Genomic DNA, 25,164 nt, shown 5'->3' on the forward strand with positions numbered 1-25,164 from the left:
CACATCAGATGAGCGACACCAACACCATGGAAGCGCGGGGCACTGACGCCCACGAGGCCACCGCCCAGCAGGCCGAAGGCCACGGCAAGCACCGGGGCCCGGTCTCCGGCCAGGACGACGCGGCGACCCCGCAGGGCCGCCACCGCAGGCCGTCCGACCAGAACACCGCGGTCTGACGGCACGTCCAACCGGAACACCACGGTCTGACGGCACGTCCAACCGGAACACCACGGTCTGACGGCACGTCCGACCGGCATCACGGCCCCGCTCGCGCGATGGCGAGCGGGGCCGTTCTGTGCGGGGCTCCCCCGGGCCCCACGCGCGGGACGTCCAACCCCCGTGTCCAGTCCCCCGCGTCCAGTCCCCCCGTCCCTCCGCCCGTCGCGGCTCAACTCCCCCTTGTCCGGGCGGGAACCGACCTCCACAATCGAGACCCACGGTACGGAGCTGACATCCGCGGGGGTATCCCAGATTCCTGGGATATGACGGACTGATATTCCGGGGACAAGCCGATGATCCTGTCCGAGACCACCGCCCGCCTCGAACGCGGCCTGAGGGGCGAGCTCAGCGCCCTCGCCGTGCTCGACCACACCACCCGCGTCCTGCTGGACGCCGTACCGGCGGACATCTGGTGCGGAGTGGTCCTGGACCCCTCGACGCTCCTCGACACCGGCGGGCAGCACGAGTCCGGATTCCCGGAGTCGAGCATGCGCCGCCTCTTCGAGATCGAGCACGTCGAGCAGGACGACGTCGACAATCTGCGGGCGCTGACCCGGCGCCCCGGCAAGGTGAGCCTGCTCAGCCGCTCGACGCACGGGCGGCTCGACGAGAGCAAGTACTACCGGGAGATCCTCCAACCCCTCGACCTGGCAGACGAGTTACGCATCCTGCTGCGGGACGGCCGGCGCACCTGGGGCCTGCTCGTGCTGTGCCGGGACGCGCACACCCGCCCCTTCTCCGCCGCCGAGCTCGCCGTGGCCGAGGCCGTGAGCGTGCCGGCCTGTGCCGCGCTGCGCCGCTCACTGCTGCTGTCCGGCGTGGACTCCGGGCCGTTGCCGGACGCGCCGGGCTGGGTGGTCCTCGACGGTGACCTCGGTGTGCGGTCGATGTCGCCGACGGCACACCACTGGATCGACCAGCTTCAGGAACGGCACGCGCCGGGCCGCGCCGAGGAAGCCCCGTATCTGCTGCGCGCGCTGGCGATGCAGGCGCGCGGCGAGGTGGCCGGCCCCGGGGCGCACCTGCGGGCGCCGACCGGCGCGGGCCGCTGGATCTCGCTGCGGGCCTGGCCCGTCGACCAGGGCGGTGAACCCACCACCGTGATCTCCGTGGGCCCCACCGATCCCGCCGAACTGACCGCGCTGGTCCTCGACGTGTACGGGCTGTCGCCGCGCGCCCGGCAGATCGCCCAGCATCTGCTGCTCGGCCGCTCGACCAGCGAGATCGCCCAGCATCTCGGCGTCTCCGCGTACACGGTGCAGGACCATCTCAAGCAGATCTTCGACAAGGTGGGGGTGCGCAGCCGCCGCGAACTGGTCGCCGAACTGTTCTTCCGGCACTATCTGCCGCAGCTGGCGCACCCACCCCTGTCGACGGACGGGCGGCTGCTGAGCCCCGAGGACCGGTAGCCGCCGACCGAACGGCCCGAGGCCCGGAATCCGAAAGGCCGGGGCCTGGAGTCCGAAAACCCGAGGCCCGGAGTCCGAAGGCAAGGCCCCGAGTCCTGGAGTCCGAAGGCCCGAGGCCTGGAGTCCGAAGGCACGGCCCGAGGCCTGGAGTCCGAAGCCCCGAAAGCTACCCGTGTCTGAGCCCGAGCACCTCCACCGCCGCGAACGTCTCGCCCTCGGGGCGCTCGGCGTAGTGCGCGGTGAGCAGCGCGTCCAGTTCGTCGTAGGTGAAGGCGTCCTGCTTGGTGTCGAACTTGGCGGTCACCCGGGGGCGTTCGACGATCGCGACCATGCCGCCGTGCACGACGAGGAGCTGGCCGTTGACATGTGCGGCGGCGGGTGAGGCCAAGTAGCCCACGAGTGGGGCGACATGCTCGGGCGCGAGCGGGTCCAGACCGTCGTCCGGCTTGCCGAAACCGGCGAAGACGTCCTCCGTCATCCGGGTCCGAGCGCGCGGGCAGATGGCGTTCGCCGTCACGCCGTACTTGGCGAGCGCCGCCGCGGTCGAGGTGGTCAGGCCGACGATCCCGCCCTTCGCCGCCGCGTAGTTGGGCTGTCCCGCCGAACCCGCGAGGAACGCCTCCGACGAGGTGTTCACGATCCGCCCGTACACGGGCCCGTCGGCCGCCTTGGAGCGCGCCCGCCAGTGCACGGACGCGAAGTGCGTCGTGTTGAAGTGGCCCTTGAGGTGCACCCGGATGACCGAGTCCCACTCGTCCTCGGACATCGAGAAGACCATCCGGTCACGCAGGATGCCCGCGTTGTTGACCAGGATGTCCAGCTTCCCGAACTCGCCGACCGCCGACTCGACCAGTGCGCGGGCCTGCTCGTGGTCGGCGACATCCCCGGTGTGGGCGACGGCCCGGCCGCCCGCCGTACGGATCTCGGCGGCGACCTCCTCGGCGGGCGTGGCCGACGCCTCGCCGGAGCCGTCCCGCCCGGGCTGACCGTAGTCGTTGACGACGACGGCCGCGCCCAGGCGTGCGAGTTCGAGCGCCTCGGCCCGTCCGAGCCCGCGCCCCGCGCCGGTGACGATCGCGGTCAGCCCTTCAAGTGGCAGTGACATCAGCGTCCTTAACAGTGAGGGGGCCAAGCGGCTGTGGAGTCAGATCTCGATGCACGTGCGCAGAGCGGTGCCCGTCCGCATCTGGTCGAGGGCCTCGTTGATCCCGGCGAGCGGCACCCGGTGGGTGATCAGGCCCTCCAGGTCGATACGGCCCGCGCGCCACAGGGCGACGGTCCGCTCGTAGGACCGCAGGACGTCTCCGCCGCCGTACATCGAGGGCAGGATCCGCTTCTCGTCGAAGAACAGCTCGAACATGTTGAGCTGGAGGAAGTCGTCCATGGCGCCCGCGCCGACGACGACGAGTGTGCCGCCGCGGCGGGTGGTCTCGTACGCGGTGCGGGCGGTGGCAGACTTGCCGACGACCTCGAAGACGTAGTCGAAGCCTTCGCCGCCGGTCACCGACTGCTTGAGGCCGGCGAGTTCGTCCGGCGAGACCGCCTTCGTCGCGCCGAACCTGAGTGCGGCCTCGCGGCGCGAGGCGACCGGGTCGACGGCGATGATCTCGGCGGCGCCCTTGAGCCGCGCGCCCTGGATCGCGGAGATGCCGACACCGCCGCAGCCGATGACGGCGACCGACGAGCCGGCCTCCAGGTCGGCGGTGTTGAGGGCCGCGCCCAGGCCCGTGGTCACCCCGCAGCCGATGAGGGCCGCGATGTCGAAGGGCACGTCGTCGGGGATGGGGACCGCGCAGCCCGCGTCGACGACGACCTCCTCGGTGAAGGTACCGGTGCCGGCGAAGCCGAAGACGTCTTTGCCGGGGCGCTTGAAGTTGGGGGTGCCCGCGTTCATGAACCCGGCCAGACACAGTTCGGTCTGGCCGCGCTTGCACGCGGGACAGACCCCGCAGGCCGGCAGCCAGCAGACGACGACCCGGTCGCCGGGCTTCAAGTGGCTCACTCCGTCGCCGACTTCGGTGATCTCGCCGGCGCCCTCGTGTCCGGGCACGAACGGCGCGGGCTGCGGCAGCACGCCGTTCATCGCGGACAGGTCCGAGTGGCACAGCCCGGTGGCCCGCACCCGGATCCTCACCTTGCCGGGCCCGAAGCCCACCGCCTCGACGTCGTCGAAGACTTCGAGCTTGTCCTGGCCTATCTCGTGCAGTACGGCTGCGCGCATGGTGCGGCTCCCCTCAGGACGGTACGTACGACAGTCAGGCGTGCTCAACGATCGTGTCGGCGAGGACCGGCGCCTCGTCCCGCTCCACCGCGCTCACCGCGACCTGGACCCCGCCGTCCCGCCGCCACATCCGGATGCGCAGGGTCTCGCCGGGATAGACGACACCGGCGAAGCGGGTGGTGTACGAGCGGACGCGGGCCACGTCCCCGCCGAGCAGCGTGTCGACGACCGCCTTGAGCGTGATGCCGTAGGTGCACAGCCCGTGCAGGATCGGCCGGTCGAACCCGGCGAGCTTGGCGAACTCGGGGTCGGCGTGCAGCGGATTCCAGTCGCCGGAGAGCCGGTAGAGCAGGGCCTGGTCCTCGCGGATCGGCCGCTCGACGGTCTTGTCGGGCGGCCCGGAGGGAGCGTCGAGGCGGGTGGAGGGGCCGCGGTCGCCGCCCCAGCCGCCCTCTCCCCGTACGAAGATCTGGGCGTCGTTGGTCCAGAGCGGGCCCTCGGCGTCGGCGACTTCGGTGCGCATGACGAGGATCGCGGCCTTGCCCTTGTCGTACACCGCCGCGATGCGCCCGGTGGCGAGCGCCGTGCCCTCGGCGGGGATCGGGCGGTGCAGTGCGACGGTCTGGCCGCCGTGCAGGACGTGCGTGAGGTCGACGTCGACGCCCGGCATGGAGAGGCCGCTGATCACGCCTGGTGAGCCCGCGCCGGCGACGGTGGCGAAGCTCGGCAGGACATGCAGCCGGGATTCCAGGGTGTAGCGCAGCTCGTCGGGGTCGGTCGCGGGGACGCCCGCGCCCACGCCCAGGTGGTAGAGCTGGACGTCCTTGTGACTCCAGGCGATCTCCGCGGTCCGGGGCTCGGCGGCGACGGCCTTGGCGGCGTCAATGGGCATGGGGCTCCTGATCACTAGGGCCTGAGACCTCGGTGCGGCCGTCCGCACCGTCGGCCGCACCGAGGTCGACACTGGGCCGCGGAACCCGCCCGTTCTAGAACGCGTTCCAGTCCGGCGAACCCCTGTATAGCCCAGCGTCCAGCACTTGTGAAGACTACTGACACCATGTCAGATCCGTCGGCCGTGACATTTGTCCCGGCCCATTGCTGACATATGCATCTGCCGGGCCGGGCTCGCGGCTCATAGCGTGATGGTCATGGGACGGACGACGGGGGCGCACTCATGACACGCAGGGCTGACGGGGCTGACGGGGCTGACAGGGCAGACGGGACCCGCAGGATCCACCGGACACGGACGACGGGGACAAGAGCAACAGCGCGATCGCCGCACACTGCCGGCGGTGCTGGCGGCCGGCGGCCTGGTCAACTGGGTGTGTCCGTCGCGGACGGCCATGCTCCGGGGCTCGGCGCGGTGGCCGTCCTGACGGCCTGGCTGCCGGCGTTCGGTTCGTACGCTGTGGTCTCGTACCGTCGGTCCGCACGGACCGTCTGAGCCGGGGGGAGCGGGACATGTCCTGGATGAGCGGGGTGACCTGCCGGGTGCGCGAGTGGCAGGCGGAGCGGGCGCGCTGGAAGGCCGACATGGAGCGGTTCAAGACCGAGCAGCGGGCCGCCCGCAAGAGCGGCGGCAGGATGCCCGAGAACCCGGGGCCGCCGCCCACCGGCTTCGCCCTGCTGCCGTGGCTGCTGATGGGCATGGGTGCCTTCTCCAACATCTTCCAGGGCAAGACCCCGAATCCGTGGATCGGCGGCGTGGGCCTGCTCGCCTTCAACTCGCTCTACATCTATGTGACGTTCCGGGCGTTCGTGAAGGAGAAGCGCGAGTCCCGCTCCACACGGGTGGCGCTCGCCGTGATGGGCCTGCTCACCTGCGGGCTCGCCATCGGGTACGGCGGCAGCTGGCTGTACTTCTTCCCGCTGCTCGGCCTGGCCACCGGGGCCGTCCTGCGGGGCCCGTGGCTCGGCCAGATCGGCCTCGGCGTGACCGCGCTCGCGGCGGTGGTCTCCTTCTTCCGGGCGGGCTGGGACGCGGTGAACGTCGCGTACGGCACCTTCCTGTCCACGATGGTGACGGCCGCGATCCTCTCCCTCTCCGAGGCCGTACGAGAACTGCGCGCCGCCCGGGAGGAGTTGGCGCGCCGCGCCGTCGAGAAGGAACGGCTGCGCTTCTCCCGCGACCTGCACGACCTGCTGGGCCACACGCTCTCCGTCATCGTGGTGAAGTCGGAGGCGGCGCGCCGGCTGGCCCACCGTGACCTGGACGCGGCCCTCGTCCAGGTCACGGACATCGAGTCGGTCGGCCGCCAGGCCCTCACGGAGATCCGCGAGGCGGTCACCGGCTACCGCGAGGGCAGCCTCGCCACGGAACTGGACCGCGCCCGCTCCGCGCTGTCCGCCGCGGGCGTCGAGCCGCTCGTACGGCAGTCGGGGACACCCCTCGTGCCCCAGACCGAGGCCCTGCTCGGCTGGGTGGTCCGTGAGGCCGTCACCAATGTCGTACGCCACAGCGGCGCGACCCGCTGCGACATCACGGTCGACGGCACTCCCGAACGCGTCAGCCTGACCGTCACCGACAACGGCCCGGGCGCGTCCATCCCCGACCCCGCGTCCGCGCCCGCCCCCGCGTTCACGGCGGCCGGCTCCGCGCCCCCGTCCGGGCCCGCACCCGCACCCGCACCCGGCACAGGCGGCACCGGCCTCAAGGGCCTCACCGAACGCCTGGCGACAGCGGGCGGCTCACTGTCGGCGGGCCCGACCGCCGGCGGCGGCTTCCGGGTGCGGGCCGAACTCCCGGTGGACTCCGGTGACTTGGCGGAAGCCACCGACCTGCGGAGAACACCAGGCTTCCCTGGAACCCGAGCGGGCCGAGTGGCACGTCTGACGTGAGCGTGGCCGGGGTGGCCCGGCTCGGGAGGCAGGTCCCCGGAGTCGCGCCGCCCGCGCACATCGGGCGGGTTCGGTTTGCTCATACCCTTGCCCCGTGAACGAGATGCCCCGGGACCACCGGCCCGCCAAGTCCATTCGTGTCCTGCTCGCCGAGGATCAGGGAATGATGCGAGGGGCGCTCGCTCTGCTGCTCGGGATGGAGGCCGACATCGAGGTGGTCGCGCAGGTGTCCGCGGGGGACGCGATCGTGGACGCGGCGTTGCTGCACCGGCCTGATGTGGCGCTGCTGGACATCGAGTTGCCCGGCATGAGCGGCCTGGACGCCGCCGCCGAACTGCGCGAACAGGCGCCCGACTGCCGGGTGCTGATCCTCACCACCTTCGGGCGGCCCGGGTATCTGCGACGGGCCATGGAGGCGGGGGCCGCGGGGTTCCTGGTCAAGGACGGGCCCGTGGAGGAGCTGGCCGAGGCGGTCCGGCGGGTGCTGACCGGGGAGACCGTCATCGACCCGGCGCTCGCCGCGGCGGCGCTGAGCGCCGGGCCCAATCCGCTCACCGCCCGCGAGTGCGACGTGCTGAAGGCCTCCGTGGACGGTGCCACCGTCGCCGACATCGCCGGCAAGCTCCACCTCTCCGAGTCGACCGTCCGCAACTACCTCTCCTCCGCCATCGGCAAGACGGGCACCCGCAACCGCATGGAGGCGATGCGGGAGGCCCGCCAACAGGGGTGGCTGTAGCCGGACCCCGGCCGTCCCGCGGCAGCTCGTCCCCGGCAGGGGTGACTCGACGCACCCGGGGCCGGCTCCGAGAGTCCGCCCCGCCGCCTCTCCCGTCACTTCGTCACCTTCGCCGACTGGTTGCTCTTCCCCTCCGGTGCCAGGCAGACGAACCAGTCGGACCGGGAGCCCTTGACCGGGAGGATCTTGGGCTCGCGGTAGTCCAGGAGGCCATCGCCCTCGAGTCCCCTGCGGGCGACGGAGGTCGTGCCGTCGTCCCAGGTGCACGTGACACGCTGGGCGGTCGGGGCGACCTGTCCGACCACGAGGCGGGAGGCGCCTTTCTTGGCGGACGTACCGCTTCCGAAGGACATCGCGGCCGCCTGCATGTCCGTGCCCGACAGCGACTCGCCCTCCCCCTCCATGACCGTCGTCAGATCTGTGTCGCCCACCAACCGGTGCACGAAGAACCAGCTCGCGCCGATCAGGTCCGAGGCGGCGCGGACGCCCGGCGGGTGGGCTCCGTACTCGCGCATCCTGTCCAGTTGGCGACGTGCCTCGGACCCGTCCCGCGGCGCTCCCCAGACATCGATGCTCACCTGCCAGTTCTTTCCGTGGTCGGTTCCCATGGCCAGGGTGCTGCGCTGCGGCGCGTACACATGCCGCTCCTTGGCCGTCGCGGGCTGCGTCGCCGCCGGCGCGACCCGCCCCCCGTCACCGCCCGGTCCGCCGGCCAGCGCCAACGTCCCCGTCGAGCCGGCGATCACCAGTGCCGCGGCGGCCGCGATCGCCCAGCGGCGGGCCTTGCGGCGCCGGCCGCCGCGGACCACCGCTTGGTAGGGGGCTATACCGATCTCGACCTCGTCCGCGGCCTCGGCCAGCAGGAGGGCGATGTCCCTGTGTGTCGCCATGTCGTGGTTCGTCTCCCGGTCCGCGCTCATCACTTCTGCCCTCCGTGCGTCACCATCTCGGCCAGGCCCGGTATGGCGCGGAGCTTCGCGATCCCCTTGGCCGCGTTGCTCTTCACCGCGCCCACCGAGCAGCCCATCGCCTCCGCCGTCTGGCTCTCGCTCAGGTCCTCCCAGTAGCGAAGGACCACCGCTTCGCGCTGTCGCGCGGGCAGTTCGGAGAGCGCCTTCAGCAGCGCGCTGCGGTCGTCGGCCTGGGCGATCCGGTCACCGCTGTCGGGCAGCTCGTACGTAAGGCCCGAATCGTCCTTCGGGGCGAGAAACTCCTTGAGCTTTCTGCGGTGTTTGCGGGCGTGCGCGTTGATCATCACGTGCCGTACATACGCCTCCGGGTCGTCGGCCGCGCCCACTCTGCGCCAGGCCACGTAGACCTGCTCCAGCGTCGACTGGACCAGGTCCTCCGCGGCGTGCTGCTCCCCCGTCAGGAGAAATGCCGTACGCATCAGCCGCGGCCAGCGGCCGATGACGAAGCTCTGGAACTCCTCGTCCCGAGCCTGTTTCCGATCCCCCATGGGCACCTCCAAGATGTCTGAAGGAGTCCACGAGGACCGGATTTCGTTGCCTCACGCCCGAGAAATCTTTTTCGGCAGCCACACCAGCATCAACACCGCCCCGACCAGCAGCAGTACCCCGCTCGTACGGAACGCCAGCGCGTACCCGGCGGTCATGGCCGCCGCCGACGAGCCGCTCCCCGTGCGGGCCGCGGCGATCGTGGACATGATCGCGAGTCCGAGTGATCCGCCCATCACCCGCGAGGTGTTGACCAGCCCCGACACCAGCCCGGCGTCCCCCGGCGCCGCGCCCGAGGTCGCGAGGGCGGCGAGCGGTGTCGCGGCCAGGCCCGCGCCCGCCATCATCAGGATCCCCGGGAACATGATCGCCGTCAGGTAGGAGCCGTCCGCCGTCATCGTGGACTGCCAGCCGAAGCCCGCCGCGGCGATCAGCGTGCCGAGCGACGCCACGTTGCGCGCCCCGACCACCGGCATGAACCGCGGCGCGAGCTTCGAGCCGATGACCACCGCGAGTGAGCTGGGCACCAGCGCGAGCCCGGCGCCCAGCGGCGAGTAGCCGAGCACGTTCTGCTCGTACAGCGTCATGAAGAACCACATGCAGAACATCGCGGAGCCGGAGATGAACATGGCCGCGTTCGCCGACGACACGGACCGCAGCCGCAGCAGCTTCAACGGCATCAGGGGCGCCTTTGTGCGTGCCTCGACGACCAGGAAGAGCCCGATGAGGGCGAGACCGGTGAGCAGCGGCACCAGCGTCGCGGCCGCCGTCCACCCCTCTGCTTCCGTCTGCACGATCCCGTACGCCAGGGTCGCGAGCCCCGCTGTCACCAGCAGCGCGCCCGGCAGGTCGAGGCGTCGCCCGTCACCGGCGCGGCTCTCGACCAGCCACCGCGCGGACCCGGCGAGGAGCACGGCGCCGATCGGCACGTTGATGAGGAGCACCCACCGCCACGACAGCCCGTCGACGAGCAGTCCGCCGACGAGTCCGCCCGCCGCGCCGCCCCCGGCGCCGACCGCCGTCCAGGTCGCGATGGCTCGCGCGCGTGCGGCGCCCTCCGGGACGGCCGATGTCAGGATGGTCAGCGTCGAGGGCGCGAGCACCGCGGCTCCCAGGCCCTGCACGGCCCGCGCGACCAGCAGCTGCCGGCCCTCCTGCGCGAGCCCGCCGCCCAGCGAGGCCAGTGTGAAGAGGGCCAGCCCCACCAGGAACATCCGCTTGCGTCCGTACAGATCGCCGGCCCGCCCGCCGAGCAGCATGAACCCGGCGAAGGCGATCGCGTACGCGTTCACGACCCACTGGAGCCCCGGCGCGCTCAGCCCCAGGTCGGTCCGCATGGAGGGCAACGCCACGTTGACGACGGACACGTCAAGGACGACCAGGAACTGCCCGGCGCACACGAGCGCGACCACCACCCACGTGGGAGGCGCGCTACGTCCGGATATTCGGGTGTCTTCTGCGGCTCGGAGCATGGGTGTCATGCTCTCAACCGGCCTACGTCCCTGGCATCGGGATTTCGCCCTACGCCTGCCCGCGTCCGGCGACCGAGGACCTCAGACCCAGGTCCGGATCCCGCCGTCCACCCGGAGAACCGTGCCGGTCACGTACGACGACCGGCCGCTGAGCAGCCAGGCCGCGGCCTGGTTCCTCACTCGACGCCCCGCAGCAACGTCACCACCGCCGCTCCGCCCAGGCCGATGTTGTGCGCGAGCCCCACGCGCGCGTCGGCCACCTGCCGGGCGCCCGCCTCGCCCCTCAGTTGCCACACCAGCTCCGCCACCTGCGCGATCCCCGTGGCTCCCAGGGGATGCCCCTTGGAGATCAGACCGCCGGACGGGTTCACGACCCAGCGTCCGCCGTACGTCGTGGCGCCGGACTCGACGAGCTTGCCTGACTCGCCCTCTTCGCACATGCCGAGGGCCTCGTACGTCAGGAGTTCGTTGATGGAGAAGCAGTCGTGGAGCTCTATGACGTCCACGTCGTCGATGCCGAGTCCGGAGCGCTCGTAGACCTGGCGCGCGGCCTCCCGCGACATCGGGCGGCCGACGACGTCGAGGCAGGAGCCGGAGGCGAAGGACTCCTCGGTGTCAGTGGTCATCGCCTGGGCGACGATCTCGACCGCCTTGTCCGCCAGCCCGTGCCGCTCGACGAAGCGTTCGGACACGACGACGGCCGCCGCCGCTCCGTCCGAGGTCGGCGAGCACTGGAGTTTGGTGAGCGGCCGGTGCACGACGCGGGCGGCGAGGATCTCGTCCACGGAGTACACGTCCTGGAACTGGGCGTACGGGTTGTGCGCCGAGTGGCGGTGGTTCTTGGCGCCGACGGCCGCCAACTGCGCCTCCGTCGTCCCGTACGCCTCCATGTGCTCACGTGCCGCGTCGCCGAAGATCTGCGCGGTGGGCGGGGACATCTCGAAGCCGTGCCGGGCGGCCATGATGCCGTAGTGCCGGGCGACGGGGGAGGTGGCGAAGTCACCGCCGTCGGATCCCCCGCCCAGCGCGCCCCGCTTCATCTTCTCGAAGCCCAACGCCAGTACGCAGTCCGCGATGCCGCCCTCGACGAACTGGCGCGCCAGCATCAACGCGCTCGACCCGGTCGCGCAGTTGTTGTTGAGGTTGTAGACGGGCACACCGGTCAGGCCCAGTTCGTAGGCGGCGCGCTGGCCTGCGGTGGAGGCCTGGAAGCAGTAGCCGACGGGCACCTGCTGCACGGCGGAGTAGGAAATGCCCGCGTCCGTGAGGGCGTGGGTCCCCGCCTCCCTCACCATGTCCCAGTACTGCCACTCCCGGGTCTCGGGCTTCTCGAACTTCGTCATGCCGACCCCGACGACGTACGTCTTCATCGTGTCCCTCTTCAGTCCCTGGGCAGGCCGAGGATGCGCTCGGCGACGACATTGAGCTGGACCTGGGTGGTGCCGCCCGCGATGGTCAGACAGCGGGAGAGCAGGAAGCCGTGCAGGGCGCGTTCGCCGGCTTCCTCGCACAACGCGCCTGTGGGGCCGAGGAGTTCGAGACCCAGCTCGGCGATCTTCTGCTGGTGGACGGTCTGCACCAGCTTCCGCACGGAGGCGCCCGCGCCCGGTTCGACACCGGACACCTGCCGCAAGGTGGAGCGCAACCCGAGACAGGCCAGTGCGTGTGCCTCGGCGAGCAGCGCTCCCAGACGCGCTCTGTCGATCTCGTCCGCCCGAGCGATCAACGCCTCCAGGCCCGTGTCGAAGGTCACTTGGTCGGCCATGTGCACGCGTTCGTTGCCGAGCGTGTCGCGGGCGACGCGCCAGCCGTCGTCGACCTCGCCGACGACCGCGTCCGCGGGCAGCAACACGTCGGTGAAGTAGACCTCGTTGAAGAGGGAGTCCCCGGTGATCTCCTTCAGGGGGCGGATGTCGATGCCGTCCGTGTTCTTCATGTCGACGACGAAGTACGTGAGCCCCTTGTGCTTGGGCGCCGCCGGATTCGTGCGCGCCAGGAGGATCCCGTGGTCGGCCCACTGCGCCGCGCTCGTCCACACCTTCTGCCCGTTGACGCGCCAGCGCCCGTCGGCGGTCCGCTCGGCGCGCGTCCGCAGCGAGGCGAGGTCGGACCCGGCGCCCGGCTCCGAGAAGAGCTGGCACCACAGCAGGTCTCCGCGCAGGGTGGGCGGCAGATAGCGCTCCCGCTGCCGGTCGGTTCCGTGGGCGAGGAGGGACGGTACGACCCAGGTGGCGATCCCGAGATCACTGATCCGTACGTCCGCCGCCGCCAACTCCTGTTGCACGGCGAGCTGTTGGACGGGGCCGGCGCCGAGCCCGTACGGCGGGGGCAGATGCGGGGCGGCGTACCCCGTGGGCGCCAGCAGCCGGCGTACGGCCGCCGGATCGAGCCCGCGCGCGCCCTCGATCACCTCACGGGCCCGCGCCCGGTGTACGGACGCCTCCTCCGGCAGTTCCAGGCGCAGCTCCCGCCGTACGCCGTCTCGCGCGAGCCGCGCGGCCCGCCGCAGATGTACGTCCCCGGCCCCGAGCAACTGCCGTGCCACCACCGCCCGGCGCAGATACAGATGGGCGTCGTGCTCCCAGGTGAATCCGATGCCACCGAGGATCTGGACGCAGTCCTTGGCGCACGAGTACGCGGCGTCGAGCGCGGCCCCGGCGGCGAGGGATGACACCAACTCCCGTACAGCGGGCACCGCTTCGGCGGACCGGGCGGCGTCCCACGTGAGCGCCCGCGCCTGTTCGAGCCGTACGAGCATGTCGGCACACAGGTGCTTCACGCCCTGGAAGTGGCCGATGGGCCGGCCGAACTGTTCTCGCACCTTGGCGTACTCGGCGGCGGTCTCCACCGCCCACGCGGCGGTGCCACAGGCGTCCGCCGCGAGGAGCACGGCGGCCAGGTCGCCGACCAGGGCGGAGTCGACGGAGAGGACACGGACGGAGGGGACCCGAACTCCCTCCGCCCGGACCTCGGCGGTCCCCCGCGTCGGATCGGCGCCCTCGTGCGGCCGTACGACGAGATCGACGGCGTCGACGGCCAGCCACACGATGCCGCCGTCCACCCCGGACGCCGACCCCGACGCCGACCCCGCCCCCGCCCCCGTCGCCGGCCCGGACCCCGACCCCGACCTCAACGCCGGCCCGGACCCCGACGCGGCCTCCGCCCCCGACCCCGACCCCGACCTCAACGCCGGCCCGGACCCCGACGCGGCCTCCGAGCCCGACCCCGACACCGTCGCCGCCAGTACGAGCACATCCGCGTCGGCCCCCGACAGCACGGGCGGCGCCATCCCGTCGATCACATACCCGCCGTCCACCTCCACGGCGGTCAGCGACCCCGCGCCGAACGCGACGGCCCCGACGCACTCCCCGCTCCCCAGGCCCCGCACGAGATCGCCCGCCCCCGCCGGAAGCACGGAATCACCCACCCCCGCAGGGACCGCGCGATCGCCCACCCCCGCCGGGACCACGCGATCGCCCACCCCCGCAGGGACCACGCGATCGCCGGCCCCCGCCGGGAGCGCACCGTCGCTCGCCCCCGTCGCGAGCACACGATCGCCCGCTCCCGCCCCTGTTCCCGCCCTCACCAGGACCGCCGACGCCAGCACGCTCCCGAGATACGGCCCCGGTAACGCGCCCCGCGCGGCCTCCTCCACGACGACCGCGAGGTCGACGAGGTCGCCGCCGCCGTACCCCTCCGGGAGGTGCACGGCGAGCAGCCCCTGCGCGGCGAGCGCGTCCCAGTACGCCGGTCTGCCGCCGCCCGGCGCGTCGAGCAGTTTGCGGACCTCCTCGGGTGGCACGGCTCGCGCGATCCAGCCGCGTACGGCCTCAGCCAGTTCCCGCTGCTCCGGCGTGGTCCCGATGCCCATGCGCGCCTCCCCAAGCCCCAAGGTCCGCGCCAGACTAGAACACGTTCCATTCTGACGGTAGGTCAGATACTCATGGGAAGGTCAAGAATTCGTTAGTACGCCGAAGCATCGGAATAGTTGCCCAGGCGCACGGGTTCGCATGACACGTATCCCGCACGGATCACCGAACATCCCGCACGGATCACCGACTCCCTCTCCGCACACCCCGCGGACGCCCCCTCTTCTTCCGGCCTGGAGGCCCCACGCGATGACGCACACGACGCCCGACCAGCCCACGCGGAGGCCGAGCGGCGCGACCGTGCCGGTGCTCGCCTTCGCGGGCATCGTTGTCGCGGTGATGCAGACCCTGCTCGTCCCGGTCATCAAGGACCTGCCGACGCTGCTGAGCACCGCGCCCAGCAACGCCACGTGGGTCCTGACCTCGACCCTGCTCTCGGGTGCCGTGGCCACGCCGATCATGGGACGCCTCGGCGACCTCTTCGGCAAGCGGCGCATGCTGCTCACCAGCCTGGCCGTGATGGTGGTCGGCGCCCTGGTCAGCGCCTTGACCAGCACCCTGCTGCCGATGATCGTGGGCCGTACGCTCCAGGGCTTCGCGATGGGCGCGATCCCGCTGGGCATCGGTCTGATGCGCGACATGCTGCCCCGCGAGAAGCTCGGCTCGGCGATGGCCCTGATGAGCTCCTCGATCGGCGTCGGCGGCGGACTCGCGCTGCCCGCCGCGGCCCTGGTGGCGCAGCACGCGAACTGGCACGCCCTGTTCTACGGCGCCGCCGGCCTCGGCGTCCTCTCGATCGTCCTCACCCTCCTCGTCGTACCGGAGTCCCCGATGCGCGCCGAGGGCACCTTCGACGTGCTCGGCGCGATAGGCCTCTCGGTGGGCCTCGTCCTCTTCCTGCTGCCGATCACCAAGGGCAGCGACTGGGGCTGGACCTCGGTCACCACGCTCGGGCTGTTCGCCGCGTCGGCCGTCGCGCTCCTCCTGTGGGGCGTGATGGAGCTGCGCCTGAAGGCTCCGCTGGTCGACCTGCGCACCACGGCCCGCCCGGCGGTGCTCTTCACCAACCTCGCCTCGATCATGGTCGGCGTCTCCTTCTACGTCGTCTCGCTGGTCCTGCCGCAGCTGCTCCAGCTGCCGAAGGCCACCGGCTACGGCCTCGGCCAGTCGATGGTCACCGCCGGTCTGCTCGTGGCGCCGCTCGGCCTGACGATGATGGTCACCGCGCCGGTCTACGCCCGGCTGTCGGCGAAGTACGGCCCCAAGGTCACGCTGATTCTCGGCATGCTGATCATCGCGATCGGCTACGGCGCGGGGCTCGGCCTGATGAGCGCCGCCTGGCAGAGCCTCGTCATCGCGGTGGTCCTGGGCGCGGGCATCGGGCTCGCGTACTCCTCGCTGCCCGCGCTGATCATCGGCGCGGTCCCGGCCTCGGAGACGGGCGCGGCCAACGGTCTGAACACCCTGATGCGTTCCATCGGTACCTCGGTGTCCAGCGCCGTGATCGGCATGGTGCTCGCCAACACCGCGAACCACGTCGGCGGCGTCGCCGTCCCGACCATGCACGGCTTCCGCGTCTCCTTCCTGATCGCGACGGGCGCGGTGGCCGTCGGCCTGCTCATGGCCCTCTTCCTGCCGCGCCGTCCCCAGGCGACCAAGCCCCAGCTGCGCGCCAGCAGCGAGGAGGACGCCGCCCTGGAGCGGGCGCACGAGCTGCTCGGCGGGTTCCACGGCCGCGTCCTGAACGCCGACGGCGCCCCGGTCGCCCGCGCCAAGGTCACCCTGATCGACCGTCGCGGCCGCCAGGCGGGCGCCACGCTCTCCGCCGAGGACGGCAGATACGTACTGGCCGTGCCCGCCGAGGGCGCGTACGTCCTGGCCGCCAAGGCCATGGGCCACGGCCCGCTCGCCTCCTCGGCGACGCACGCCGGCGACGACCGCCCGGTCGAGGTGGACCTCGCCCTGCCGGGCGAGACCGTCCGGGCGTAACACCCCCGCCGTCCGTCACACCCCCGTCGCCCGCGCGGCGGGGGTGTGGTGCACCATGGGGCGCCCGGGGACCCGCACGAGCACGCGCACGCGCTGCACGAGCACACGCACGAGCTCCGGGACCCGTACAGCGCCCGTACAAGCACCCGCGCGCACCCGTACAAGCACCCGTACAAGCTGGAGGAAACCCCATGCCCGCGGCACCCAAGCCGGACATTCTCGCCGCCTTCGAGTCCGCCAAGGGGTTCATGCCGCTCCGTGAGGGGCTCGCGCTGTACGAGGCCGCCGTCGAGGCGGGCCGGCTCGGGCTGCCGCTGCTGGAGGTCGGCACGTACTGCGGGCGCTCCACGATCCTGCTCGCCGACGCGGCGCGCGAGGCCGGGGTCACCGCGATCACGGTCGACCACCACCGGGGCAGCGAGGAGCAGCAGCCCGGCTGGGAGTACCACGACCCGGCCACGGTCGACCCGGAGATCGGCCGGATGGACACGCTTCCCACCTTCCGCCGCACCCTGCACAACGCGGGCCTGGAGGACCACGTGGTCGCGGTCGTCGGCCGCTCCCCGCAGATCGCCGCCTTCTGGCGGACGCCCCTCGGCTTCGTCTTCATCGACGGCGGCCACACCGACGAGCACGCGAACGGCGACTACGAGGGCTGGGCACCGCACGTCGCCGAGGGCGGCCTGCTGCTGATCCACGACGTGTTCCCGGACCCGGCCGACGAGTTCACCGGCCAGGCCCCGTACCGCGTCTACCTCAGGGCTCTGGAGTCCGGCGCCTTCACCGAGGTCTCGGTGACCGACTCGCTGCGCGTCCTGCGGCGAACGGGAGCGGGGATCTGAGGGCACGGTTAGAGTCGCTGACGTGTCGTACGTAGGCCCTGACTTCGATCCGCCCCAGCCGCGCCGCTCCCTGCGCGGTCCGCTCACCGTCGCGATCGCCGCGCTCGTACCGGGGGCGCTGGCCGGCTGGCTGGTGTGGCAGGCGGTGGACGGCGGCGGCTCGGGGGGCGGGTCCGACAAGGCGGGAGCGGCACCGACCTCCGCGTCCGCGCCCACCTCGCCCACGGCATCCGCCTCCGCCACGGACGACGGCAAACCGGGCGCCTCGTCACCGGCCCCGACACCCTCCTCGTCCCGGCCCGCAGCCTCCGGCCCGCTCAAGGGCAAGGTGGTCGTCATCGACCCGGGGCACAACCCGCACAACTTCCAGCACGCGTCCGAGATCAACCGCAAGGTGGACATCGGGACGAACTGGAAGGAGTGCGACACCACCGGCACGTCGACCAACGCGGGGTACACGGAGGCCCAGTTCACGCTCGACGTCGCGCGCCGGATGCGCACGATCCTCGAACAGCAGGGCGCCACGGTGAAGTTCACCCAGGACGGCGACCGGTCCTGGGGGCCGTGCGTCGACGAGCGGGCGCGGATCGGCAACGCGGCGCACGCCGACGCCGTCGTCTCCGTGCACGCGGACGGCTCGGCGGCCGGCAACCGCGGATTCCATGTGATCCTGCCGGCAGCGGTGCACGCGGGTGCCGCGGACACCCGTCCGATCGTCACCTCCTCCCGCGGTCTGGGCGAGCGCATCGCGGGCCTGTTCGTCCGCGAGACGGGCAGCGCGCCCTCCAACTACATCGGCGACGGCACCGGTCTCGTGGTCCGAAAGGATCTCGGCGGTCTCAATCTGTCAACGGTTCCGAAAGTGTTCATCGAGTGCGGCAACATGCGCGATAGCAAGGACGCGGCGCTGCTGACCAGCGGCGCGTGGCGGCAGAAGGCGGCGCGTGGGATCTCTGAGGGAATCGTGAGTTTCCTGCGCGGGTAGGGATCGGCGGGTTGATCCCGACGGACACCCTGGTCGGACGGGCGATAGTGTCATCCGTACGATGAGGGGCCACCCCCGCGCTTCACACCAGGGCTTGACGGCGACATGGTGACAGCGACGCCTCCACCGATGACGAGACGACTGACGAAGGACCTGAAGTGAATATCCGCTCCCTCACTCGAGGCGACGGCGTGGTGATCGGAGCAGCGGTATTGCTGTTCATCGCGTCGTTCCTCAGCACATACGACCCGTCGGGCAGCAACTCCCTCAACGCCTGGGACAACCTGGGCCTTGTGATGAGCATGTACATCGGCGGCATCGTCGGTGCGGCCCTGATCGTTGTCGCCCGCGCGCTCCCGCAGCCGCGCAAGGTCATCGGGCTCGACCTCGGCCAGCTCGGGGTGGCCCTGACGCTCTTCGCCCTGTGGACCTCGTTCTGGACCATCATCGATCCGCTGGGCGCGTTCAGCGACAGCTTCGGCAGCGCGAACGTCGGCGCGGGCTCGGGCCTGATCCTCGGCCTGATCGCCGCCCTGGTGCTGGCCGCCGCCGCGATCGCCACCCCGCTGGTCCCGGCCCTGAACGCGGCCCTCGTCGGCGCCCCCAAGCCCATCGCCCCGCAGCCCTACGGCGCCCAGCCGCAGGGTGGTTACGGCTACCCGGGCGCCCAGCCGGGCCAGCCCGGCCAGCCCTACGGCGCGCAGCCGCAGGGTCAGCCGTTCGGCGCGCAGCCCAGCCAGCCGCAGCCGCAGGCCCCGCAGTCGCAGCAGCCCGCCGCGGACTTCTCACCGTTCTGGTTCGCCGTGCCGGTGCCGCGTCCGCTGTTCGGGGAGGACGGTTCGCCGTCGCCGATCGCCGAACTGGCGCCGGGCACCTGGTACCTGGCCGTCGAGCAGCGCGGTGCCACCCTGGTGGCGCAGACGCAGGACGGCCGTCGTGGTGTGCTTCAGGACACGTCGGGGATCCAGCGCGGCTGACGCCCCACGCTTCCCGTACGGCCCCTCGCCCTTCCGGGCGGGGGGCCGTTGTCGTACAGTCGCCAGCCGGCACATAACTGACGGTTCGTCAGGCACCGGCTTCTGGAGGGGACATGCGACTCGGTCTCGCACTCGGCTACTGGGGGCGCGGCCCCTCGGCGGACCATGTGCCGCTCGCCCAGGAGGCGGAGCGACTCGGCTACCACTCCGTGTGGACCGCCGAGTCCTGGGGCTCCGACGCCTTCACCCCGCTCGCCTGGATCGCCGCACGGACCTCCCGTATCCAACTCGGCACGGCCGTCGCGCAGATGGCGGCCCGCTCCCCCACCACGACCGCGATGCACGCGCTCACGCTCGACCACCTCTCGGGCGGGCGCATGATGCTCGGCCTCGGACTGTCGGGGCCGCAGGTCGTCGAGGGCTGGTACGGGCGGCCGTTCCCGAAGTCGCCGCTGACCGCGACCCGGGAGTACGTCGATGTCGTCCGCCAAGTCCTCAGGCGCGAAGGCCCCGTCGAGCTGGACGGCCGCTTCCACTCCCACCCCTATCGTGGCGCCGACGGCACCGGTCTCGGCAAGGCGCTCAGGCCCATCACCCACCCCCTGCGCGCCGAACTGCCGGTCCTGCTGGGCGCCGAGGGCCCGAAGAACATCGCGCAGACGACCCGGATCGCGGACGGCTGGCTGCCGCTGTACTGGTCGCCGACCCGCCCCCAGGCGTACGAGGCGTCGCTTGCCGACCTGCGAGAAGGCTTCCTGGTCGCGCCCATGGCCCGCGCCCGCGTCTGCGACGACATCGCCGAAGGGCTGCTGCCCGTCAAAGCGATGCTCGGCTTCTACATCGGCGGGATGGGGCACGCGGCCCGCAACTTCCACGCCGATCTGATGGCACGCATGGGCTACGAGGAGGAGGCGCGCCGCATTCAGGAGCTGTTCCTCGCCGGACGCCGCCAAGAGGCCGTCCTCGCCGTTCCCGACGCCTTCGCCGACGAGATCTCGCTCGTCGGCCCCCGCGAACGCATCGCCGAGCGGCTGGAGTTGTGGCGCAAGGGCCCGGTGACCGACCTGCTGGTCCTGTCCCCTGACCCCCACACGCTACGGGTCCTGGCGGAGCTCAACTCCTAGGAAGGGGCGGCGCGCGTGCGGCGTCGCCGTCCCGTCAGAACACGCGGATCGGGATCTCGGCGGGGGCGGCGAGCAGATCGGAGATCTCGTCGTCAAGGCGGACCAGAGTGACGGAGGCACCGGCCATGTCGAGCGAGGTGCAGTACTCACCCACGTAGCTGCGCTGGATCTCGATACCGCGCTCGGCCAGCTGCTTGTGGGCCCGCCCGTACACCAGGTAGAGCTCGCCGATCGGTGTGCCGCCGAGGCCGTTGACCATCAATGCGACGGAGTCACCGGAGACGTACGGCAGGTCGTCCACGACCGCGCTGACGAGCTCACTCACCATCGCGTCCGCCGACCGGAGCTTCTCCCGCTTGCGGCCCGGCTCGCCGTGGATGCCCACGCCCATCTCGACCGCGTCTTCGGGCAGGTCGAACAGCGGCGAGCCCTTCGCCGGCGGCGTGCAGGCGGTGAGGGCCATGCCCATGGTGCGGGTGACGGAGTTGACCTTCTCGCCGATCCGGTACACCTCGTCGAGGTCCGCACCCCGCTCGGCGGCCGCGCCGACGGCCTTCATCACGAAGAAGTTGCCGGCCACTCCGCGCCGGCCGACGGTGTACGTCGAGTCCTGCACGGCCACGTCGTCGTCGATGAAGAGGGTACGGACGGTCAACCCCTCGGCCTGGGACAGCTCCTCGGCCATCTCGAAGGCCATCCGGTCCCCGGTGTAGTTGTTGACCAGCAGCAGAACACCCTTCGGGGAGGCGACCAGCTTGACCGTCTCGTAGACGAAGTCGGCCGGCGGCGCGGCGAACACGTCGCCGGGACAGGCGGCGTCGAGCATCCCCTTGCCGACCGTCATCACATGCGCCGGCTCGTGACCGGAACCGGAGCCCTGCACGAGGGAGACCTTGTTCTCCTGCGGGGCGTCGGCGCGCATGATCAGGTTGTACTCGGGGACGTACTTCAGCGTGTCGGGGTTGGCCAGGGCCAGCCCCTCCAGCATCTCCGAGACGTAGTCCTTCGGGTCGTTGACGAACTTCTTCATGCCGGTGACTCCTTCTGGTCTCGTCGGTCCGGGGTGCTGGAGACGGTCGGGGCGCCGAGCCCGTCGCGTGCTGTCAGTCGCGTACGTCCCACTCGGCGGCGACGCGCTCCGCCATGACCGCGACCGCCACCGCGCCCGGGTCCGGCGAGCCGATGCTGCGCTCACCGGTGTAGCTCTGGCGGCCGCGTCTGGCCTGCATGGACGTCGTCGCGTCGGCCGCGGTACGGGCAGTCGAGGCGGCCAGGGCGGCGAGTTCCGCCGGGCCGGCCCCCGGACCGCCTTCGGCCAGCCGCTGCTCCAGGGCGTCGGTCATCGGGATCAGCGCGTCCAGCAGCGTCTTGTCGCCGAGGTCGGACTTGCCGCGCGCCTTGATCCCCTCGGCCGCGGCCCGCAGCATGGCCACCGCGTCCGCGGCGTCCAACTCCGTCCGGTCCTTCACCGCCCCGGCGGCCCTCAGGAAGGCGGTGCCCCACAGTGGCCCCGACGTGCCGCCGACCCGCTTGGAGATCACCAGGGCGACCTTCTTCAGGAACTCGTCCGGCGTGCCCGGGTCGAGGGTGTCCCAGTCGGCGAGCACGATCTCGAAGCCGCGGGCGAGCGAGTACCCGAAGTCCCCGTCCCCCGCGACGGCGTCGAGGTCACCGAAGGCCCCTTCGTTGTCGACCGCGGTCCGGGCGATGGTCCGGACGACGAAGGCGAGGTCGCCGGCGGGTGTCGATGGCGATGACATGACTCTCCTGACTGGCGCGACGTCAGTTCCGACGAGATCCAGGACCGAGCGGCCCGGAGTCGAGCGGCCCGGATGCGGGTGGATGGGATGCGGGCGGCCCGGATGCGGGCGGCCCGGATGCAGGCGGTCCGGATGCAGGCGGTCCGGATGCAGGCGGTCCGGATGCGGCCGGATCGGTTCCAGGCGGTCCGGATGCGGGCGGCCCGGATGCGGGCGGATCGGATCCAGGCGGCCCAGATGCAAGATGCGGCCCGGATGCGGGTGGTCCGGATGCGGGCGGTCCGGATGGGGTGGAGTCGGTGGTGTTGCCGTCGGTGGTGAGCAGGACGGCCAGGTCCGCGAGCTCCACCCAGGGCCCCGGGTGCGCGCCGAGCGGATCGCTCAGCACCTGGGTGACGGTCTCCTCCGGTGGCGGGTCGCCGAGCGAGGTGACCACCAGGGAGGCCCCGGTGAAGTCCTCCTGGCCGGTGTAGGCGCTGATGGTGACGGCGCAGGCCAGCCCGGCGCCGAGCGCGGCCAGCATCCCGTTGCGACTGTCCTCGATCGCGACGACGGCCGCCGGATCGAGGCCGAGCCGGCGCACGGCGAACGCGTAGATGTCCGGGGCGGGCTTCTTCCGCTGTACCACGTCTCCGGCGAACACGCTGAAGCGCGCGGCCAGTTCGGGGCCCATGGCGAGTTCGAGCACGCTGCGGACGGACGCCTCCGCGGAGGTGGAGGCGACCGCGAGCGTCCACCCGGCCTCCTGCGCCGCCGCGGCGATCCGCCGTACACCGTCCCGGGGCGGAATGGCCCCGCTGCGGATGATCCCGGTGTAGATCTCGGTCTTGCGCCGGTGCCAGCGGGCGACCTGTTCGTCGAGCGCGGCCGGGTCGGCGGGCAGACCGGCGGCGGCGACGAAGTCGGGCGTCAGCAGCGTCCGCATCCGCTCCTTGCCGCCGCCGACCTTCACCTTCTCCGCGTACTCCTCGTCGCTCCACCGCACCGGCAGGCCGAATTCCTCGAACGTCTCGTTGAACGCGGGCAGGTGCCCGTAGCGCTCGGTATCGGCGAGGACGCCGTCGCAGTCGAAGATCAGCGCGGGCACGGTCTCATCCCGCCCGGCCTGCGCTGCCGAAGAGCGTCATCAGGGAACCGGTCATGTCGATGACGTCCTGGCGGACGGCCCGGAAGAGCGACGGCGGATCCCATTTCTGCCGCTCCGCCGCCGTTTCGAGGAAGGCCAGATTCGACTTCATGAACTTCTCCTTGAGGGCGGTCGAGATGTTGACCTTCGCGCACCCCCGGGAGATCAGGTCGTGGAACTGCTCGTCGGACAGTCCGCTGCCACCGTGCAGCGCGATCGGCACCGGATAGGCCGCCACCAGGTCGGACACGCGCTGGGCGTCGAGCACCGGCGCCTGCTTGTACGACCCGTGGGCGTTCCCGATCGCCGGCGCGAAGACGTCGACCTGCGTGGTCCGCAGGAACTCCAGCGCCACCGAGAGGTCCTGCTGCTCGGCGGCGGTGTCGCTGCCGATGCCGTCCTCCACGCCGGTGATCGACTCGATCTCGCCCTCGACCGCGGCCCCGTACGCACGGGCCTCCGCGACGACCTCGACGGTCTGCCGCATGTTCTCCTCGACCGGCAGTTTGGAGGCGTCGAAGAGCACCGAGTTCCAGCCCCGCCGCAGGCACTCGGTGATGACCTCGCGTTCCGGACAGTGATCCAGGTGCAGGGCGACGGGCACCTCGATACCGGCGGTCATCGAGGTCCACATCGCGTAGAGCACGTCGCTGCCGATGGACTTGACCGTCTTCACGGAAGTCTGCACGATCAGCGGCGACGCGTTCTCCACCGCGGCCGCCAGCACGGCCTCCAGCGTGAGGTCGTTGAACACGTTGATGGCCGGTACGGCGTAGCGCTCGCGGAAGGGCCCGGAGAGGATCTCGGTCAGCGGTGCAACACCCACGTCGCCTCCATGTTTCCGCCCCCGCCCCTCCATTCCACGCCCGCGCACCACGCCCCGCCACTTTTGGGCCCGGGCCGGCCGACCCCACCGGTCGGTCGGCCGACCCCACCAGCCGGCTGGCCGACCCCACCGGCCCGACAGGGAGGAACGTGAACGGCTGCGGCCGGCCGTGACCCCAGCCCCGGTGACGGGCTTTCAGACGCCTGCTAGCCGCCGGACAGCTGGGAGGCCGACGGGACCTGGTCCTTGACCTCGGCGCCCGCGCTCTTACCGGCGTCCTTCACCTGGTTGATGAGGCTGTCGAAGGTGCCCGCGACGGAGTCGGTCGAGTCGCCCTTGCGCAGCTTGGAGGGCAGGTCCTTGAGCGCGTCGATGCCCGCGGTGAGCGGCGCGAGGGCCTTGGAGAGCGTGGGGTCGCCCTGGGCGTTCCTGCTCGCGGCCTTCAGCCGGTTGTACGCGAACGCGCCCGCGACGCCGGCCTTGACCAGGGCGAGTTTGCGTCCCTTGGCGCCCTTCTTGAACTTGCCGGCCTTCCAGGGCTTCACGATCCACTGATAGGTGGCTCCGGCCGCGAGCCCCGCGTTCGCCACGAACCGCGTTTTCGCGAGCTTCTGTTTCTCGACGGTGGTGGACGGGAGCGGAGTGGCGGTCGGGGTCGGAGTGGCAGCCGCAGGCATCGCGGCCGCGGTGTCCTGAGTGGTGGTGCCGCTGCCACACGCGGCGGCGCCGCCGATCAGGGCGCAGCAGAGGGTCAGCGCCATGATCAGGCGCCGTATCGGTACAGCCACGGGGTCCTCCGGGAAAGGAACGGTTCTCCCTGGGCAGGGGCGCACTTCTCCCTGGGCAGGGGCACAGTTCTCCCTGGACAGGGAGATGGTTCTCCCGGTGACGGGAGAACACGGCTCAACTCCCAGCCTCACCCGGTGTCCGCGACCGCGCCACCCGAGCGAATCCGTTCGGGTTTCATCCAGGATTGAGCGGCAACTCGCAGGACATGTCCCCTCGATATCGCAACGGATCGAATCAGGCTGGGACGGTCATCGCGATCGTCGCGGACGTGATGGCCGTCATCCTCGGTCTCTGGATCCTGATGTATCTGCTGGACGCCAACCGCGCCAACGATCTGGTGCAGTTCGTCCACAATGTGGCAGCCTGGCTGGCAGGCTGGTCACGCGACCTGTTCACCTTCGACAAGGCATGGGCACGCGTCGTCGCGGGCTACGGCCTGGCGGCCGTCGTGTACCTCTTCATCGGCCACGCGATCGCCAACCGCATGCACCGCCACTGACATCGGCCTGCCGCGGACAGACGCTG

General features: G+C 71.5%; 23 protein-coding genes and 1 pseudogene. 11 read left to right on the forward strand and 13 right to left on the reverse strand.

Going from position 1 to position 25,164, the window contains the following annotated elements:
• Nucleotides 1–8 precede the first annotated feature (8 nt).
• Nucleotides 9–176 (forward strand): hypothetical protein, encoded by a 168-nt coding sequence (locus tag ACFVXA_RS26460; RefSeq protein ID WP_362029011.1) that lies wholly within the window; start codon nt 9–11, stop codon nt 174–176.
• A 336-nt stretch (nt 177–512) separates the two neighbouring features.
• On the forward strand, nt 513–1,628 hold the full coding sequence (locus ACFVXA_RS26465) for a helix-turn-helix transcriptional regulator (protein ID WP_390026951.1): 1,116 nt from the start codon (nt 513–515) through the stop codon (nt 1,626–1,628).
• A 166-nt stretch (nt 1,629–1,794) separates the two neighbouring features.
• Here the strand turns inward: ACFVXA_RS26465 and ACFVXA_RS26470 are convergent, their stop codons facing one another.
• From ACFVXA_RS26470 to ACFVXA_RS26480, 3 genes are read right to left on the reverse strand one after another with little or no spacing between them, the layout of a single operon-like run.
• Nucleotides 1,795–2,733: a 3-oxoacyl-ACP reductase gene (locus ACFVXA_RS26470; protein ID WP_384401710.1), complete on the reverse strand. Its 939-nt coding sequence runs from the start codon at nt 2,731–2,733 to the stop codon at nt 1,795–1,797.
• A 39-nt stretch (nt 2,734–2,772) separates the two neighbouring features.
• Nucleotides 2,773–3,849 carry a Zn-dependent alcohol dehydrogenase gene (locus ACFVXA_RS26475; protein WP_390026954.1) on the reverse strand — a complete coding sequence of 359 codons (1,077 nt, stop codon included), beginning with the start codon at nt 3,847–3,849 and terminating at the stop codon, nt 2,773–2,775.
• A gap of 34 nt (nt 3,850–3,883) precedes the next feature.
• Complete coding sequence (locus ACFVXA_RS26480) at nt 3,884–4,741, reverse strand: MaoC/PaaZ C-terminal domain-containing protein (protein WP_383739366.1); 858 nt, start codon at nt 4,739–4,741, stop codon at nt 3,884–3,886.
• Nucleotides 4,742–5,155: 414 nt separating this feature from the next.
• Here ACFVXA_RS26480 and ACFVXA_RS26485 point away from each other — a divergent pair.
• From ACFVXA_RS26485 to ACFVXA_RS26495, 3 genes and pseudogenes are all read left to right on the forward strand, one after another.
• Nucleotides 5,156–5,293, forward strand: a pseudogene (locus ACFVXA_RS26485) (ABC transporter permease); the annotation flags it as partial.
• A gap of 17 nt (nt 5,294–5,310) precedes the next feature.
• Nucleotides 5,311–6,687, forward strand: a complete 1,377-nt coding sequence (locus tag ACFVXA_RS26490) for a sensor histidine kinase (RefSeq protein WP_390026956.1) — start codon at nt 5,311–5,313, stop codon at nt 6,685–6,687.
• Nucleotides 6,688–6,790: 103 nt separating this feature from the next.
• Complete coding sequence (locus ACFVXA_RS26495) at nt 6,791–7,423, forward strand: response regulator transcription factor (RefSeq protein WP_362029110.1); 633 nt, start codon at nt 6,791–6,793, stop codon at nt 7,421–7,423.
• A 95-nt stretch (nt 7,424–7,518) separates the two neighbouring features.
• On the opposite strand, the gene ACFVXA_RS26500 is transcribed toward ACFVXA_RS26495, so the two are convergent.
• From ACFVXA_RS26500 to ACFVXA_RS26520, 5 genes are all read right to left on the reverse strand, one after another.
• Nucleotides 7,519–8,343 (reverse strand): hypothetical protein, encoded by an 825-nt coding sequence (locus ACFVXA_RS26500; RefSeq protein WP_384023094.1) that lies wholly within the window; start codon nt 8,341–8,343, stop codon nt 7,519–7,521.
• Nucleotides 8,343–8,882: a SigE family RNA polymerase sigma factor gene (locus ACFVXA_RS26505; protein ID WP_390026958.1), complete on the reverse strand. Its 540-nt coding sequence runs from the start codon at nt 8,880–8,882 to the stop codon at nt 8,343–8,345. The genes ACFVXA_RS26500 and ACFVXA_RS26505 overlap by 1 nt, the downstream gene beginning before the upstream one ends.
• Before the next feature lie 51 nt (nt 8,883–8,933).
• On the reverse strand, nt 8,934–10,361 hold the full coding sequence (locus ACFVXA_RS26510) for an MFS transporter (RefSeq protein ID WP_384023091.1): 1,428 nt from the start codon (nt 10,359–10,361) through the stop codon (nt 8,934–8,936).
• 167 nt (nt 10,362–10,528) lie between these two features.
• Nucleotides 10,529–11,722 carry a lipid-transfer protein gene (locus ACFVXA_RS26515; RefSeq protein ID WP_390026960.1) on the reverse strand — a complete coding sequence of 398 codons (1,194 nt, stop codon included), beginning with the start codon at nt 11,720–11,722 and terminating at the stop codon, nt 10,529–10,531.
• A gap of 11 nt (nt 11,723–11,733) precedes the next feature.
• A complete protein-coding gene (locus ACFVXA_RS26520) occupies nt 11,734–14,223 on the reverse strand; it encodes an acyl-CoA dehydrogenase (RefSeq protein WP_390026963.1) in 2,490 nt (829 codons plus the stop codon).
• A 247-nt stretch (nt 14,224–14,470) separates the two neighbouring features.
• Between ACFVXA_RS26520 and ACFVXA_RS26525 the strand changes: the two genes are divergently transcribed.
• From ACFVXA_RS26525 to ACFVXA_RS26545, 5 genes are all read left to right on the forward strand, one after another.
• Nucleotides 14,471–16,210, forward strand: coding sequence for an MFS transporter (locus tag ACFVXA_RS26525; RefSeq protein ID WP_390026965.1), 1,740 nt, complete (start codon nt 14,471–14,473; stop codon nt 16,208–16,210).
• A 191-nt stretch (nt 16,211–16,401) separates the two neighbouring features.
• Nucleotides 16,402–17,052 carry a class I SAM-dependent methyltransferase gene (locus ACFVXA_RS26530; RefSeq protein WP_362028977.1) on the forward strand — a complete coding sequence of 217 codons (651 nt, stop codon included), beginning with the start codon at nt 16,402–16,404 and terminating at the stop codon, nt 17,050–17,052.
• A gap of 22 nt (nt 17,053–17,074) precedes the next feature.
• On the forward strand, nt 17,075–18,037 hold the full coding sequence (locus tag ACFVXA_RS26535; protein ID WP_390026967.1) for an N-acetylmuramoyl-L-alanine amidase: 963 nt from the start codon (nt 17,075–17,077) through the stop codon (nt 18,035–18,037).
• A 158-nt stretch (nt 18,038–18,195) separates the two neighbouring features.
• Nucleotides 18,196–19,014 carry a hypothetical protein gene (locus tag ACFVXA_RS26540; protein ID WP_362028972.1) on the forward strand — a complete coding sequence of 273 codons (819 nt, stop codon included), beginning with the start codon at nt 18,196–18,198 and terminating at the stop codon, nt 19,012–19,014.
• 113 nt (nt 19,015–19,127) lie between these two features.
• On the forward strand, nt 19,128–20,138 hold the full coding sequence (locus tag ACFVXA_RS26545) for an LLM class F420-dependent oxidoreductase (RefSeq protein ID WP_362028969.1): 1,011 nt from the start codon (nt 19,128–19,130) through the stop codon (nt 20,136–20,138).
• A gap of 34 nt (nt 20,139–20,172) precedes the next feature.
• Here ACFVXA_RS26545 and dhaK read toward each other — a convergent pair whose 3' ends face one another.
• The 5 genes from dhaK to ACFVXA_RS26570 form a co-directional block, all read right to left on the reverse strand.
• A complete protein-coding gene (dhaK, locus tag ACFVXA_RS26550) occupies nt 20,173–21,168 on the reverse strand; it encodes a dihydroxyacetone kinase subunit DhaK (protein ID WP_383908972.1) in 996 nt (331 codons plus the stop codon).
• Between the two features lie 73 nt (nt 21,169–21,241).
• Nucleotides 21,242–21,898 carry a dihydroxyacetone kinase subunit DhaL gene (gene dhaL, locus ACFVXA_RS26555; protein ID WP_362028963.1) on the reverse strand — a complete coding sequence of 219 codons (657 nt, stop codon included), beginning with the start codon at nt 21,896–21,898 and terminating at the stop codon, nt 21,242–21,244.
• Nucleotides 21,899–21,920: 22 nt separating this feature from the next.
• Nucleotides 21,921–22,985, reverse strand: coding sequence for an HAD-IA family hydrolase (locus ACFVXA_RS26560; RefSeq protein WP_390026970.1), 1,065 nt, complete (start codon nt 22,983–22,985; stop codon nt 21,921–21,923).
• Nucleotides 22,986–22,989: 4 nt separating this feature from the next.
• Nucleotides 22,990–23,850, reverse strand: a complete 861-nt coding sequence (locus ACFVXA_RS26565) for a class II fructose-bisphosphate aldolase (RefSeq protein ID WP_362028957.1) — start codon at nt 23,848–23,850, stop codon at nt 22,990–22,992.
• A 206-nt stretch (nt 23,851–24,056) separates the two neighbouring features.
• Entirely contained in the window at nt 24,057–24,638 is a 582-nt protein-coding gene (locus ACFVXA_RS26570) for a hypothetical protein (protein ID WP_383908967.1), read from the reverse strand.
• 206 nt (nt 24,639–24,844) lie between these two features.
• Here ACFVXA_RS26570 and ACFVXA_RS26575 point away from each other — a divergent pair, with 206 nt between their 5' ends.
• Nucleotides 24,845–25,138 (forward strand): hypothetical protein, encoded by a 294-nt coding sequence (locus ACFVXA_RS26575; RefSeq protein ID WP_362028952.1) that lies wholly within the window; start codon nt 24,845–24,847, stop codon nt 25,136–25,138.
• Nucleotides 25,139–25,164 lie beyond the last annotated feature (26 nt).

Origin of the sequence: Streptomyces sp. NPDC058246 (genome assembly GCF_042881985.1) — a bacterium.
Lineage (GTDB): Bacteria > Actinomycetota > Actinomycetes > Streptomycetales > Streptomycetaceae > Streptomyces.